The sequence below is a fragment of the uncultured Virgibacillus sp. genome (assembly GCF_947495635.1).
GTDB classification, from domain to species: Bacteria; Bacillota; Bacilli; order Bacillales; family Amphibacillaceae; genus Virgibacillus; species Virgibacillus salarius.
This window is the reverse complement of the sequence record NZ_CANMAB010000108.1, coordinates 1-13,974: the sequence shown is the minus strand read 5'-3', so window position 1 is coordinate 13,974 and position 13,974 is coordinate 1. Positions and strand designations below refer to the sequence as shown.

The 13,974-nt window shown below is 32.0% G+C and carries 14 protein-coding genes, 1 tRNA gene and 3 pseudogenes; 6 read left to right on the top strand and 12 right to left on the bottom strand.

What is annotated here, in order from left to right; all coding sequences use genetic code 11:
- Positions 1-571 precede the first annotated feature (571 nt).
- The gene (locus Q1A47_RS17715; RefSeq protein ID WP_166530978.1) at positions 572-1,093 is read left to right on the top strand and encodes a hypothetical protein; all 522 of its coding nucleotides are present in this window, start codon (positions 572-574) and stop codon (positions 1,091-1,093) included.
- A gap of 208 nt (positions 1,094-1,301) precedes the next feature.
- Here the strand turns inward: Q1A47_RS17715 and Q1A47_RS17710 are convergent, their stop codons facing one another.
- From Q1A47_RS17710 to Q1A47_RS17695, 4 genes are all read right to left on the bottom strand, one after another.
- On the bottom strand, positions 1,302-1,493 hold the full coding sequence (locus Q1A47_RS17710) for a hypothetical protein (protein ID WP_026682585.1): 192 nt from the start codon (positions 1,491-1,493) through the stop codon (positions 1,302-1,304).
- A 358-nt stretch (positions 1,494-1,851) separates the two neighbouring features.
- The gene (locus Q1A47_RS17705) at positions 1,852-3,084 is read right to left on the bottom strand and encodes an MFS transporter (RefSeq protein WP_026682584.1); all 1,233 of its coding nucleotides are present in this window, start codon (positions 3,082-3,084) and stop codon (positions 1,852-1,854) included.
- A 16-nt stretch (positions 3,085-3,100) separates the two neighbouring features.
- On the bottom strand, positions 3,101-4,150 hold the full coding sequence (locus Q1A47_RS17700; protein WP_026682583.1) for a helix-turn-helix transcriptional regulator: 1,050 nt from the start codon (positions 4,148-4,150) through the stop codon (positions 3,101-3,103).
- 230 nt (positions 4,151-4,380) lie between these two features.
- A complete protein-coding gene (locus tag Q1A47_RS17695) occupies positions 4,381-4,872 on the bottom strand; it encodes a MepB family protein (RefSeq protein ID WP_246484923.1) in 492 nt (163 codons plus the stop codon).
- Between the two features lie 557 nt (positions 4,873-5,429).
- Here Q1A47_RS17695 and Q1A47_RS20940 point away from each other — a divergent pair.
- Positions 5,430-5,720 (top strand): annotated as a pseudogene (locus Q1A47_RS20940) (hypothetical protein); the annotation flags it as partial.
- On the opposite strand, the gene chrA reads toward Q1A47_RS20940, so the two are convergent.
- Both chrA and Q1A47_RS17685 read right to left on the bottom strand, forming a co-directional pair.
- On the bottom strand, positions 5,693-6,889 hold the full coding sequence (gene chrA / locus Q1A47_RS17690) for a chromate efflux transporter (RefSeq protein ID WP_166530977.1): 1,197 nt from the start codon (positions 6,887-6,889) through the stop codon (positions 5,693-5,695). The pseudogene Q1A47_RS20940 and the gene chrA sit on opposite strands and share 28 nt — an antisense overlap.
- A 15-nt stretch (positions 6,890-6,904) precedes the next feature.
- Complete coding sequence (locus tag Q1A47_RS17685) at positions 6,905-7,210, bottom strand: PadR family transcriptional regulator (protein ID WP_026682580.1); 306 nt, start codon at positions 7,208-7,210, stop codon at positions 6,905-6,907.
- 244 nt (positions 7,211-7,454) lie between these two features.
- Here Q1A47_RS17685 and Q1A47_RS20935 point away from each other — a divergent pair, with 244 nt between their 5' ends.
- The gene (locus Q1A47_RS20935) at positions 7,455-7,982 is read left to right on the top strand and encodes a VanZ family protein (RefSeq protein ID WP_366141151.1); all 528 of its coding nucleotides are present in this window, start codon (positions 7,455-7,457) and stop codon (positions 7,980-7,982) included.
- Between the two features lie 39 nt (positions 7,983-8,021).
- On the opposite strand, the pseudogene Q1A47_RS17680 reads toward Q1A47_RS20935, so the two are convergent.
- Positions 8,022-8,332, bottom strand: a pseudogene (locus Q1A47_RS17680) (IS3 family transposase); the annotation flags it as partial.
- Between the two features lie 170 nt (positions 8,333-8,502).
- Positions 8,503-8,712, bottom strand: a complete 210-nt coding sequence (locus Q1A47_RS17675; protein ID WP_166530974.1) for a hypothetical protein — start codon at positions 8,710-8,712, stop codon at positions 8,503-8,505.
- An 86-nt stretch (positions 8,713-8,798) separates the two neighbouring features.
- On the opposite strand from Q1A47_RS17675, the gene Q1A47_RS17670 reads away from it, so the two are divergent.
- A complete protein-coding gene (locus Q1A47_RS17670) occupies positions 8,799-9,029 on the top strand; it encodes a hypothetical protein (protein WP_026680679.1) in 231 nt (76 codons plus the stop codon).
- Positions 9,030-10,226: 1,197 nt separating this feature from the next.
- On the top strand, positions 10,227-10,907 hold the full coding sequence (locus tag Q1A47_RS17665; RefSeq protein ID WP_166530973.1) for a VOC family protein: 681 nt from the start codon (positions 10,227-10,229) through the stop codon (positions 10,905-10,907).
- A 110-nt stretch (positions 10,908-11,017) separates the two neighbouring features.
- On the opposite strand, the pseudogene Q1A47_RS20930 reads toward Q1A47_RS17665, so the two are convergent.
- Positions 11,018-11,660 (bottom strand): annotated as a pseudogene (locus Q1A47_RS20930) (replication initiation factor domain-containing protein); the annotation flags it as partial.
- Positions 11,661-12,317: 657 nt separating this feature from the next.
- Here Q1A47_RS20930 and Q1A47_RS17645 point away from each other — a divergent pair.
- Positions 12,318-12,482, top strand: a complete 165-nt coding sequence (locus tag Q1A47_RS17645; protein WP_166530971.1) for a hypothetical protein — start codon at positions 12,318-12,320, stop codon at positions 12,480-12,482.
- 398 nt (positions 12,483-12,880) lie between these two features.
- Here Q1A47_RS17645 and Q1A47_RS17640 read toward each other — a convergent pair whose 3' ends face one another.
- The 3 genes from Q1A47_RS17640 to Q1A47_RS17630 form a co-directional block, all read right to left on the bottom strand.
- Positions 12,881-13,033 (bottom strand): hypothetical protein, encoded by a 153-nt coding sequence (locus tag Q1A47_RS17640; RefSeq protein WP_166530970.1) that lies wholly within the window; start codon positions 13,031-13,033, stop codon positions 12,881-12,883.
- 63 nt (positions 13,034-13,096) lie between these two features.
- Positions 13,097-13,564 (bottom strand): hypothetical protein, encoded by a 468-nt coding sequence (locus Q1A47_RS17635; protein ID WP_166530969.1) that lies wholly within the window; start codon positions 13,562-13,564, stop codon positions 13,097-13,099.
- A 162-nt stretch (positions 13,565-13,726) separates the two neighbouring features.
- Positions 13,727-13,799 (bottom strand) — tRNA-Val (locus Q1A47_RS17630).
- Positions 13,800-13,974: the final 175 nt, after the last annotated feature.

Genomic DNA, 13,974 nt, shown 5'->3' with positions numbered 1-13,974 from the left:
CTGGTGTGATTTGCGATAGTTTGTGATTTTGATTATAATTCATAGTGGGTCCTCTCCTTGGTATTTATTAATTTCGGTGTCAATGCGCATTGATACCCTGTACTATACCAAGGGGGCTCTTTTTTGTTCAACCCTCAAATTTCTTCATTACAGGAATGCTCCTAATATAACGATAAGACTTAAACTAGCATATATTTGTTTTTGCTACACTTTGCCTAATCTTCTATTTCCATTTTCTCTGCCAACGCCAATCTGTCAAGTTCCAGAAAGGTACCAATGAAGCATTTCTGTAAAATAACTTATTTAACTGCATCGTTCATATATGTGGGAATACTGCTAATAACAATTAATTCAAATTTTTGTTATTCTCACAAGTAGTTATTCTCTAAAAGCTGATTTTTGTAAAGCTTTTATTTTTCATAAAAACATTACATACGTTCATCTTATCGATCGTTACGATTAAAACAGTGTATATTTAATGATAAGATTAATGTAGTTATAGCATTGTAATACTTCATTAATGTAAGAATCGGCATTTCCCAATGGGTAGATCTAAAAGGAGGAGAAAAAGATGAAAACATATCTATACGTTTTTATGCTTGCATTTTCACTAATTTTAGTTGGGTGTTCTAGTGATGATGATAAAAATATCAATAGTAATAGAGCTAACGATATTTCCACTATTTCTTTAGAGGATCAGATTTTAAGAGAACTAAACGATAATAGCGAGAATGATGAACATGTTATTGATTACGATATAAAAGGTGATTATATCTTTGTTATATCTACACATAAACTTCATGGATTAAAAATATCGATTCTAAAAAAAGAGGGAAATGAAGTAAACTGGGTAATTGGCGAGAGAGATGTAACATCTCTTACTGCCGAAGGAGCACCAGTCGCAACTGTACTTACAGAAGTTCAATTGGGTCTGGAAAATGCAAAAGATATCAGGGTCCTTGGAGAACCAGTTAAGTCCATTGAATATCAACTAAAAATAACGGATGACTATAGTAAAAATATTAAATATTGGGTAGTTTATACTGATAAACTATTAGATTTTAGTAAAGATGTAGAGTATATCACTGATTAACCATTGTATTATTAATTCTCTTTTCAATTTAAACTATACAACTTCGGAATAATTAATGAGATAATCCTATTGAGTTTTGGGAAACTTTCTCTTGATTTTTCACTACCCATTACTGTGCTACGCTAAGCCCTCTTCTTGAGCTGATAGCAAGACCGATTTGGTGTCTGATCTGTCAATTAAATGAATGAATAAAGTACAAAAAACCTATTTATTCATCCATTTCCCTTTCATTCCTCGGTTTATAAAAAGTCATAGAAAATAGTATGATAATAATCATAAGTCCTGGAAGACCAGTAAACCAAGATTTCATAGCATCGTAATAAAACCAATGCAAAACACCTGTAACACTAACTAATACTACTCCAATTATATTAATTATTTTACTAGTTTTCACATCCATGTATCCCCCATGTAAATTTTTATTTTTATGACTGAATCTACCAAAACGCAGTTGGCATGACTGATAACATTTCCTAGTAGCGAATGTTATAACATAGATATTAGATTACTTAAAAGTCTCCCCTCAGTCCTCTTTACTTTCTAAACATATTGTAGCGTGTCTATAACCTCATCTTTATAAAGGATTAGTTCTTGTTTCACCACAAGATCCATAAGCTGTAAATTCCTTTGTTTTTGTAATTCCTAGTAGAAAACTATTATTCTTAGGCTAACAATTTCCTATAACGGTTTCGTTAATATATTTTATTTCATTAGTGTGTCCTGCAGAGAAAAATCATATTTTTCAAATAAGAAGAAGCTTAAACTTCATTTAAAGAAGGATGTAAATAGATAAAAGATGCTAATGTAGCAATTGTTCCCCCTATTAAGAATGTTTGAGTGGTACCGAGGTGCTCGCCTAAGATACCAGCAACTAAAGCAGAAAAAGGCATTAAAATCCATGTCATAAAGCGACTAGTTGCTTGTATTCGCCCTAATAAATGATCTGGACTAAGCTTTTGTCTAATGGTCACAATACAAGGACTCATAATGGCAGCACTTATTGTTCCTAATGCATTCATTATGACTAACCAACTGAAGGAATCGTATAAACCAAAAGCTATAATCGATCCACCACCTACAAAACCAGCAATAAATAATATGCTCTTGTATGAATAATATCTCTTGAGTACATTTGTAATTAGTGCGCCAATAATTGCAGCAACACCACCAATAGAAAGTAAGTACCCTATCCGAATAGCATCTAAACCTATTGTAGATTTTAAATGAATAACTAACATTGTTAAAAAAAGCGTCGTTCCAAATATTGAAATAAGCATAGCTAGATTTGTATATAATATCGGCTTGTGGTGAATGACAAAATGAAATCCTTCTTTAATATCAGCAAATACCTTTAAGCCGCTAAGTTTTTCGTTTTGTAAATTAGATTCTATGTTAATACTCAATATAACGAAATACCCCACAAGGAAAGAAAGACTGTTAATAATTAAACCTATTCCAGGATTAAAAATACTAATCAGAAGTCCACCTAATCCTGGTGCAATAAATACAGCCGTTTGAAATATCCCTGTATTAATCGAATTCACTAATTGTAAATCCTTTTTCTGTACTAATCTAGGTACAGAAGCAAATTGTGACGTATTATATACTTGGGTTAAAACCCCAACAATGAATGCAGCTACATAGACTTCCCAGATAAGTAAGTTATCCATTATATATAATAATCCTAAAATACCTATCATTAAAAATCTACCTAAGTCACACACTAACAAAATTTTCTTCCGGTTAAAATTATCAGCCAATACACCAGTAAACGGCTGAATTAAAATTGGGAGTCTCTCTAATGCTGCTACTATCCCCATACTTAATGGCGAACCAGTTAGGGCTAACACAATTAGAGGTAGAGCAATTAAGTAAATTTGGTCTCCAAAAAAAGAAATTAAGTTTCCACCTATAAATCTAAATACAGGATAATTCTTTCTAAATTCAGGCACTGTATTCTTGGATTCAGCCTGTTCAATCGAAACTCCCATGTAGCTTCCCCCTCTATTATTCACTCTCTAAGTAAAATTTGAGTTCCATTGGTAAATTCTCTATAGCTTTATCAACTAAGACATATTCATTTAAGCTCTGAGAAACTAACCTTGCAGACTTTAGGATTTTCAAATGATGATGAACAGTCGTTTTTCCCAATTGCAACTTAGTTGTTAGCTCTTGAAGAGTTACATTATTTTCTTTGATCATTTTTAAGATTTTCAAACGATTCTCATCTCCTAACGCTTTAAACCTTTGTACTAAGAGTTTATTGGGTACAAATTTGCTTTTATCTGAAATACTTTCGTTTGCTACGGCATAATAAAAAACTTTTACACCTTCCAAGTCAGCTTCGACATTCCAGGGACGATAGATATAATGAGGAATAAGTAAAACCTTATGTACACTTGGCTCTGGAGGGTACTGCACACCATCTGTTGCCCATTCTACAAACTGGTCTGGTTCAAAATTTTTAAGCATTTTTTCTTTTAAAGCTTTATCCCTTAAAAGAATAGATTCCAATTTTACTTTATGAGGCTCTATAATTGCTTTAAACCAACCAGACATAACTTCAATCAAGTGAGCCTTCAATTTCTCAATAGATACTTTATGAATAAATTCAAGGTATGTTGGAAGGAAAGTGTGGTCTTTTGTTATGTACTTTAATTCTCTAAGTGCATCTTTGGATCCTTTTAAAAGCTCCTTTTTTAATATTTCTCCTTCTTTTCCTAGATAGGGAATGGCGATCCACTTTAATTCTATGGAAGACAAGCTTTTTACATAGTTATTAAAAGAAGCTAAGTCCTTGAAATCCTCTTGATGCAAAATTTGTAGAAGTGTTTTCCATGTATTGTTTGCTTGGACATAGTCAAGTTGCTCTTTCATGTTTTTAGATAATGATTGGCTAATCAGCTCGTAATCTTTTTCAGAAAGGTCTAGAGTACTGATTAGGGATGTGTTCGTAATAGCCGCTATTCCTAATGCCGATTCCCACAAAAGAGAGCTTTTTATCTCAACGGTATATTTTTCTCTCTCACGTTTTACCCCTGTCGTTAATAAATCCATATTATCGCCTCCTGCATCAATTCTATATTAATGGAATTACATATTCAATATTTTTTGAATTAATTAGAATTAAAAAAGACATTTCTTTTATAGAGAATGTCCATTTCAATTTAATAACTATCCATTTATTTAGGAATGTTTTGACCCAACCTATATTGTTAATCTAAAGACAATCTAAGCGTTATTACCGAGTTAAAATCTAAAAATAATGAATATAACGGTTTACATAACTAGGAGAAATACAAATCTGTTAGTCTTTCATTATCCACTCCGTTTGATACATCAATAAAATAATTTATTTGCCATTTTTGCGTTTTTGTCGCAGAACGGTTTAGTTCATTCTCCCAAGCTGGATAAACTCTTATCGCCATCTTCCCTTTAGAAGCTTCACTACTTAATATTCCGTGCTTGAGTAGTACTGATTTTGGAAAAATAAACTGTCCCTTTAATTCGTTATCTATAACGGTAACAATAATTTTATTAGGACTTTCATAATAAGAATACGCTTGATTTTGATTATTCGTATTTTTCTCCCAAAACACTACAAAATATCCCTTTTTCTTTGGAGTTAGTTTAGCTAAACGACTTCGATAATTATAATCTAATACACTAAAACTAACCCCTTCATAATTATAGTTTTGCTTTTCCTCAGATACATTTGTTATTTCATAATTTCCTATACACGACAATAAGCTATCTATTAATTCTATTGACTTCATCATCTAGTTCCTCCATAACTTTACATCATAATCATTATAGCAGAATTTCAGGGAATCGTTTTTCTGCTTTTTGCTTATATTCAAATTATTTCTCGGTAGAAATCAATTCGTAACATTAGTAATCATTAAAGGAATAAGTACGATACTCGCTCTTCGCTATTGTCAGCACCTCCTCTGTACTTATTTTTAGTCAAAGAATTATAATAATTAATTTTTCTAAATCGATAGCATGAATATTGTATAATACATGCTTTTTGGGGTTTCTTTACCTATGTATTTTTGTACCGTACGTTTGCTTGGTCTCTTCCTAATTCGTATTTATTGAGCTTGTATGGCCCTTATCACTACTTATAATCTCTACCCACGCGTATATTCCCCCTTAGAACAAATTTACGTAAATTTTATGGTAGAAAAGGAGTCTAAAACGAAATCAATCCTTCATATTTTTGTTATATTTCATCAAATTTTCATATAAAATCACAAAATAAATCACCATAAATGGAGGGCTATTATTGAAGAAAGGAAATTACAATCGTTTTTGGAGATGACATTTTTATGCTACTCTGTTTATCACACCACTACTTATAACTTTAACACTAACTGGAATTGGCTATTTATTTTATACGAATGTAGAGAATGTAGTATACAAAGACTTTTTCTTTGGAGAAGCAACTAGTAATGAGCAATTATCCATTGATCAAGGTATAGAAAAAGCAAAAGAGCAATACCAAGGTTATGATATGACAAAATTGTTTCTTATTCTTTTGTCTCAGCCTCATTTAGAATCAATACAATTAATGATTAGTTCTCGTATTCAACATCATTATGGTGTCATCATCTGTAAAACATAGCCACCTATAACACCTATTATAACAATCAACCATGCCGGTACCTTCCATATATTTAACAGACTAAATAATATAATACCTAAGGCAAAGTCAGCCGGATTAAAAATAGAGCTTTTTATTACTGGGTCATAAAATGCAGCTAACAAAATACCTACAACACTAGCATTAACACCCATCAGTACACCTTGAAAAGTTGCTCGTTTACGTAATTCATTTAGGAACGGTAAAGCTGCTACAATAAGTAAAAATGATGGTAGAAATATTCCAATTGTTGCTATAATAGCTCCAGTTATACCTTCCATCATCGTTCCAAGGTAACTGGAAAAAGTAAATAATGGTCCTGGTACAGCTTGTGCCATACCATATCCAGCTAAAAATTCATTGGCTGTTAATAAGCCTGTTGGCACTACCTCACGCTCAATCATTGGTAATACGACATGTCCGCCACCAAAAACTAACGATCCAACTCTAAAAAAGATATCAAAAATATTAAGTAAGGGATTGTCTGATACTCTATTTAACAAAGGCAGTATTATAAGTAAGCTTATTAAAATACCTAAAGAAGTCAAACCGAGCTTTTTTGAAATACTTACAGAAAAAGGCTGAACTTTTGACTCAGCTTTATCAGTAAATAATTTTAACCCTACCATACCAGCACCTAAAATGATTACGATCTGCATCCACGCAGATGGAAATATCAGCATAATACTAGCAGCTGCTATAGCTATGGCTAAACGAGATTTGTCAGGTGTTAACTTTTTTCCTAACCCTATTAATGCGTGAAGGACAACTGCCGCAGCAACGATTTTCAAGCTGTGTATAAAACCAGCATCATCTAAAGAAAATGTCTGATACATTAGCGCAAAAACAATTAATACAATAATTGATGGTACGGTGAATCCAAACCAAGAGATAAACCCTCCAAGCAAACCTCCTCTCATCATTCCTATAGATATACCTACCTGACTGCTAGCAGGACCAGGTAAGAATTGGCAAATAGCAATAATATCCGCATAGGTTCGATCATCTAACCATTTACGACGGTCAATATATTCATCTTTAAAATAAGCTAGATGAGCAACTGGTCCACCAAATGAAGTTAAACCTAATTTTGTAGAAGTTAATACTATTTCAATAAGTGTTTGAATTTTATTTTTATTATTTTTAGACATAGATTCAGCCTCCTTTTATTTGATTTCCTTAAATAACTCATAAGCTTTTGCTCTTGCTTCTTCAAGAACCTCTACGCCCTTATCTGTAGCTCGATAATATTTTCTTATCTTCCCCTCAACATTCACTTCACTTTTATTAAGAAGCCCATCTTTTTCCATTCGATGAAGTATCGGATAAAGCGTACCAGCACTCATTTCATATCCATGCTCATGTAATTCTTCAAGCATCCAAGATCCATATATAGGTTCTTCTTTCGCATGGTGTAAGATGTGAATGTGAATGAAACCTAAAAAAAGCTTGCGTAATATCTTATTGTCCAATTAACTACCCCTTTCGCAAACAACCATAATATCGAAAACCGATATCGATTTACGCTTTAATTTTATATTGTATTTATTTTCAATGCAACATGATATAAATTTCTTTACATGAAGTTTACATTCGTTATTTATTTGCCGCTTTTTACGTTAAATTAACCAATTCAATAAAAATACCCAGATAATAACCATACCTGAGCATCCTCCTCATACATTCATCCATTATATTAATTTCAACTTCAAATAAATGACACAATACAGTGTAATAGTTGTTCATATATATAAACAAGTGAATATACTATTAAGAGCAAATTATTTCAAGGTGTATATTATGTTCATAGAAATCAATCTTAGAAAAAAGTTGTTATTAAGTTCCACATTAATATACTTGATTTTTCTTACATCTATTCATTTTATAGAATTTTATCTGTTAATCACCCTTAAAGGATATTCTGAAGACTCAGCTAATTTGATTCCATTTTCGACAATCGCAAATTATATAAGTAGCTTAAGTAGTTATAATCTAAGCATATGGTTTTATAATTTGTTTGGCATTATAGTGGCGTTTCTTCCATTTGGTGTTTTAGTAGCATTAATTATAAAAAATAGTTACGCATTTGTTTTTAATTTTACACTTATATTCAGTACACTTTTAGAATTATTACAATACTTGTTAATGTTAGGTGTATTTGATATCGATGATATTATTCTTAGTCTATTAGGCAGTACAATTGGATTTTTCATTTTTAATATATTCACAAAACTAAGTTTCTGAACTGCTCCCCTATCAAATAGACAGTGAAAAACAAAAAATCTACTCAACAGCCTTGTACCGATATTCTAACAGGCTGTTGAGTTTCTCCTGGTAACGTTCTTCATTATAGAATTGGATATATCGATCTATACCCTGTAATAATTCCTCATCACTTTTATATTGTTTCAAGTCATAACACCTAGCTTTAAAATGCCCAAAAAAGTTTTCTATAGGTGTATTATCAATGCATTTTCCAACACGGGACATACTGTTTGTGATGTCAGCTACTGTTGTCACGCAGCAATATTCTTTCGATGTATATTAAGAGTAGCGTGAAGGAAAGGAGTTTCGTCTGGATTAATTTCTAACGCTATATTAAAGAGAATCCTCATCCCAATGCTGACAAGAAATAAGGATTCAAAACACCAAGTGAAGTAAGGACGTTCCCTAACTTATTTGTAACTAACTAAATACCCACATATTTTAATCTTTTATTTTTTTCTTCTAATAACTCGAAGTACCTTTTTAAAAATTTTAATGATCAACAAGGTAATAAAATAGAAAAACTATTAAATAAAATACCTAATAGTTTAAAACTTCTGAGATCCCCTTCAAAAAGAACTAACCAATCAGCAGGGAATCCATAATAATGATACTCACCTTCAGTACGATGACCAATATCAAAATAAAAAGAAAAGAATAAAACTAATAAAAAACTAGTGATCAAAATGCCATTTTTATTATTATTCAATATATCCCTCTTTTTCAAAAAAATTATGGTGAATTACCATTTTATATATTTTACTCTATTTAATATATAAAAAGGGAGCTAAGAAAATGAAAAAGAAACTATTTTCATCTTTACTTGTATCTATGTTTATAATTGGAACCTTTAGCACTAATGTTTTTGCTTCAAGTACAATATATGATGATTTGAAAGGGATTTCAGACGAAAGTGAAATTTTTGAAATAGTAAGTAATGATCAATTGCCAGAAGGAACACCAATAGTTGAGTTTGATAGTGTAGAAGATTTTGAAAAAGCATTACAGGAGTTGGAACAAGAATAGAAATTAGAACAAGCTATAGAAGTGTTGGAGGAACAATCTAGCATTTCAGATAGCTTAAACTCTAGTGGGTTTTAAACTCTAGCAACAACCAAAAATGGTTCTAAACGGCTTACTGTTGCACTTAAAGTCGGTAATCCGTTAAAACCCGGTACAATTACTGCTGATATAACATATACTTACACAGGAGATGGAAAGAAGAAAAAGTTTTCTAGAATTAAAAATGTAAAGTCTCATTCACTTTTATCATTTTCAGTAGATTGGAAACAACAAACTAAAACCACTAATATTTCTAGCGATAAAAAAAGGGTTCGTGTAAAACTTCAAGGATACCATTTAGTAGGAGTTTCTATTGGGGGACAAGGAGTAGGTGCGAGAATCAATGATACAATTAGTTTCAATTATTATATAAATAGTTCTAAAAAAGGCGTGGTAAAATTATAAAAAAGTACTAAAAAACATACTAAGATTAGTGGGTAAGGTCATCGACGGATGATCTTACACACTATTTCTTTTTTAAGTTATAGTGAGGAGTGAAAGAAATCCCGATAAAAGCCTCAGGGATTACGAATCCAAATAAAAAACAGGGCTTCTTCACTTTCATTTTTGATCCTTTTTACTTTTACCAGCAGCCCGAAGTTTAGGTGAATTATTATCAGCTTTTTCTAATTCATCATATGTGAAATGACTCGGTACGCTCTGTCAAAAAAGAGTGGTTTAAGGAATCCGTATTTTCAAATTTGGTTCAAAAAATTCGTCGATTTAAAACATGAGGTTGGACACACTTTTAAAAATATCTATTGCGCTGGATATTCCAATAGGCGTATTAATTGAAAAGCTTTTACAATATGAAAAAACTGCCCCATCCAACTAAGGACGGGGCTTATTTTTTACATTGCTTTCTTCCGTACTGGTCCAGCTGAAAGGATATTTTCTAACTTAAATGTATCTTACTCTTTTACGATAGTAACAATAAGCCAAAATACGCTTTTCATTTACTTCAAGCACACGGATATAACGCTCCGTAACTATGTTATTGCTGTCTATATAAAAGATAATGTAGTTTTTTTCTAATATTTTATATAACGATTTGTGATACCTTTTGATTTGAAATTAGTATTTTTAATTATTTCTATATATAGTATACTAACGATGATAGAGTCTTTAGAAAATTTCATCAGAAAGTAGGTACAATTTATATTGGAAATTCAAACATTAACTCTTCAAACAAATAATATCAAAAAAATGAGGGAATTCTATGTGGATACTTTCGGGTTTCCTCTACTTACGGAGACTGAAAATAGTTTTCGAATTGCAATTGGATCAAGTGAATTGGAATTTACCTCAGAAAACGTAAAAGGGTATCCCTATTACCATTTTGCTTTTAATATACTTGCTAATAAATTTGATGAAGCTAAAGCATGGGTAAAAGAAAAAGTACAATTAAATGATAGGGATGGAGAGGATGAAGCAGATTTCTCTCACCTCCCAGCTCATGCGCTATACTTCTACGATCCAGCCGGTAATGTAGTGGAATTTATTTCAAGACACTCTATTGCTGAAAAAGGAGAAGGCCCTTTTTCTATAGAAGGTGTTTTAAACATTAGTGAAATAGGACTTACAGTAGATGATGCTATAAGTGCTGGGGAAAAATTAATGGCAATTGGAATTAATGAACGAGATAATTACCCATTAAGTACAACCTCGCTTAATTTTATGGGAGAAAAATCAAAGGGAGTTTTTATAATACTTAATCAGCCAGGGAGAGAATGGATATTTTCTGATAAAATATCTGCCATATTCCCTATGGAAATTACTACATCTAATAATAGTAAAATTATTGTAAACTACAATCACATTTTAGAAACCTATGAAGGATAAAAATATGAACTATAATCTGTTATTAAGCTAGGGACATAATGAAAATGAAACAGCTATAACGAACTGTTCCAACCTTACATTAAGCCCCTCTACTTCGCCAATAAGTAAAAGAGGGGCGCCCGAACATTCTTTAAGCGTAATTCATATCTATTCCATTCTGGGAAATCTTCCAAAAGCTTATTATACTTTTAGAGCTTGTTCGTAATTTTTTTCGTAAAAGCACAAATATACTTCCGATTTTTTAGAACCAAAATAAATTGTTGTACCGCCTGTTGAACCATCTTCAATTGAATAGGAAACCGTTATAATCTGACTTCCTAAACTTTGATATGGCTTACTTAAAATACGTTTTATAATCATCTATTGCTTAAGTCAAATCTAGTAAATGTTCCTTTATACTCTAAACAATCATTAAAAAAATCAAACCATGTCTTTTTTCGCCAATTTAAAAAGCTTTCAAACTGCCGACAGCCTTTCCCAGACATTTCAATTAATATGCCTATATTATCTCCCTTAACAGAATAAAAGACTTTTATGTTATCTAGTTGATATGTACCAACGTAGCCATAAAAGCCTGTTTGTAATTCCTGCATGTATTCCTTTTTCAAATGCAATACATTTTCAAGCACATAATCAATATCGTTTTAATTATGTTCCCTTCATTCTTAATGGACGCTATTTTTGATGTTCATTTAATTTATTTACTATATTTTCGGGAACATCCTCCTTCTTAACGACTGTCACATCATGCATTCGAGTATCACTACCTTTTTTTATAGCTTTGATATATGTTCCAATTGGGTGCTTATTCTTAGAATTAAAACTTAAATCAATTTCATTTAAACCTTTATCATATCCAATTAAATCATATGAATTAACATCATCACCGTGTTCTTTTGCTATGGGATCTTTTGTAGGTTCTACTGTTACCACTCCATACACATCTGTTTTACTTACAAATGGATTATAGCGACTCAAGTTACTACTTAATTCTTCTGATTTCTCACACCCAGCTAATCCTATACTAAATACAATTGCTAATATCAATATGCAAAATCTTTTCCTCATACTTTATTTACTCCTTCACTGTATGTTCTTTTGATGCTATATAGATATATTAACACTTCTAAAAATAATATACTCTTTCAATTATGTAAGGTGTATAATACATATGAAATATATACTGCACATATAAAGATTCCCTATATAGATGTCACCACTGGATTATTATTAAGTATATAGAGAGTTTAAAAAACTAATTAAATACGAAGAGTTAAGAGGTTAGATAAGCCCCCACAAAAGTGAGGGCCGTTTTATTCTTTGCTTATTAGTATCTAGTTGCAAAAAGCCTATCTACCATCTAAAATTATAACAACGTTGATTACAGTAACTCAAGAGGGGGATTATATAATGGATGAAAGCTATTTTGTAGGCTGGGGTACTCTAGCTTTGATTAATGCAGGTATTGCACAAGGCAAAAGCAGAACTGGCTTAAATTGGTTCTTGCTCTCCTTATTATTAGGGCCTTTAGCAACACTTATTTTATTGTTTGTTGAAAAGGAAAATTCTTACTAAGCTTATTATTGCGCACTAATACTATTATGTATATAATGTAAACACTTACCCCAATGTCACACCGACACAACTTAAAAAGCTCCTCTGTATGAGGGGCTTTTTAATCAATCCACACATAAATAATACTTTCTAATGAAAATTATTTACCCTTTTAAATGATGTTTATTCAAGAAAAATGTCAGATAATTGAAGATTGTTCCTAAGATAAAAACGTTTGAGAAGGAATTTTTATGGATCCATGAAATATTTTAATGGATATGAAAAAGGAGAGATGAGATGTTGCAGGAACATATCCAATGTTAACGAACATATCTTTAAGAGGAATAATATTTTGGAAAATGTCACTTGAATCAACTGTAATTGTCAATTTAGTAGTTAATGTTCCTTCAGGACCGATCTCAATAGGGATAGGTAATAAGGCAAGGGGGGATATCCAAATCTGCTACTTTTTTCACTTCTTTTGAGCATATTACATTATCAACTACAGCGGGATCGTTATGACATTGATCTTGATTTGGAGCATGGCCATAAGCACTTTTAGGTTTTTTCATTAAAAAAGCTCCCTTCTCACATACTAGCTTTCTTTAAGGAAAAAAACACTTTCGTATATATTATTAATTTGAATCCGGAAAATATCGTTGATCTGGCGCAGCAAGTAATGATCGCATTACATCCGTATTTATAACTTCTATATCTGTAACATCTTCTTTTAAATTTTTAACGCCTTTCATCGGATTACCTAAAATGTAATCTTCGTCTTGAATCGTAGAAAAGAATACACGCAAAGTTTTAAGTCGCGTATTAATAATAGAGGTCGCTAACCCTACAGTTTTATACTCATGTCCGTCGAATTTAACAATCTTACCAATAGATTTCGGAATTTCTCTCGATTCTAAATACGACATAAAAAACCGAAAATTTTCGTCATACTGTTTCAACGTTCTAGCCGAACGTCCTTCCGATACTTTAATTTCGTAGAATATCCGGAACAAGTAGTCGAGGTCATCTTTCGAAGAATTACGTACCGATCGACCACTCTTTCTCGGCTTTCCTTTCGTTCTGAATCCGCCTGGTTCACTCACAATCATCGCTCCTTATCCGTATAAATTATACGAATAATCACCGCCACCTTGTCGGAAAACAGCACAGCCACCCTACGTCTAAGTCAGCGTAATAGTCACCGTTAAGTCACCGCATTAAAAAACGCTAAACAACGCATGATTATACGGATATTTAGCGAGGTATGATTCCGATTGGGCTCGAACCAACGACCTCCACCCTGTCAAGGTGGCGCTCTCCCAGCTGAGCTACGGAATCGCATTATGAAAACCGGTTACTCTATTAATATACTGTCTCTTCCTCTATTCTGTCAATCACTTCTTTTTAGGTTATAAACTTTTTATAACGTTGCCAAGTTAGTGAATTTCATAATTATGAGCCTTTGTGGCTCAATGGGTTTAAGACATAAAAAATGGAGTACCTCCCCAAGTCT

What these genes read in the sequence shown, in the direction of transcription:
- Q1A47_RS17700 (WP_026682583.1), bottom strand. Translation starts at nt 4,150, where the DNA reads ATGGATTTATTAACGACAGGGGTAAAACGTGAGAGAGAAAAATATACC.
- Q1A47_RS17715 (WP_166530978.1), top strand. Translation starts at nt 572, where the DNA reads ATGAAAACATATCTATACGTTTTTATGCTTGCATTTTCACTAATTTTA.
- Q1A47_RS17705 (WP_026682584.1), bottom strand. Translation starts at nt 3,084, where the DNA reads ATGGGAGTTTCGATTGAACAGGCTGAATCCAAGAATACAGTGCCTGAA.
- Q1A47_RS20935 (WP_366141151.1), top strand. Translation starts at nt 7,455, where the DNA reads ATGACACAATACAGTGTAATAGTTGTTCATATATATAAACAAGTGAAT.
- Q1A47_RS17640 (WP_166530970.1), bottom strand. Translation starts at nt 13,033, where the DNA reads ATGAAAAAACCTAAAAGTGCTTATGGCCATGCTCCAAATCAAGATCAA.
- Q1A47_RS17645 (WP_166530971.1), top strand. Translation starts at nt 12,318, where the DNA reads ATGGATGAAAGCTATTTTGTAGGCTGGGGTACTCTAGCTTTGATTAAT.
- Q1A47_RS17710 (WP_026682585.1), bottom strand. Translation starts at nt 1,493, where the DNA reads ATGGATGTGAAAACTAGTAAAATAATTAATATAATTGGAGTAGTATTA.
- Q1A47_RS17670 (WP_026680679.1), top strand. Translation starts at nt 8,799, where the DNA reads ATGAAAAAGAAACTATTTTCATCTTTACTTGTATCTATGTTTATAATT.
- chrA (WP_166530977.1), bottom strand. Translation starts at nt 6,889, where the DNA reads ATGTCTAAAAATAATAAAAATAAAATTCAAACACTTATTGAAATAGTA.
- Q1A47_RS17695 (WP_246484923.1), bottom strand. Translation starts at nt 4,872, where the DNA reads ATGATGAAGTCAATAGAATTAATAGATAGCTTATTGTCGTGTATAGGA.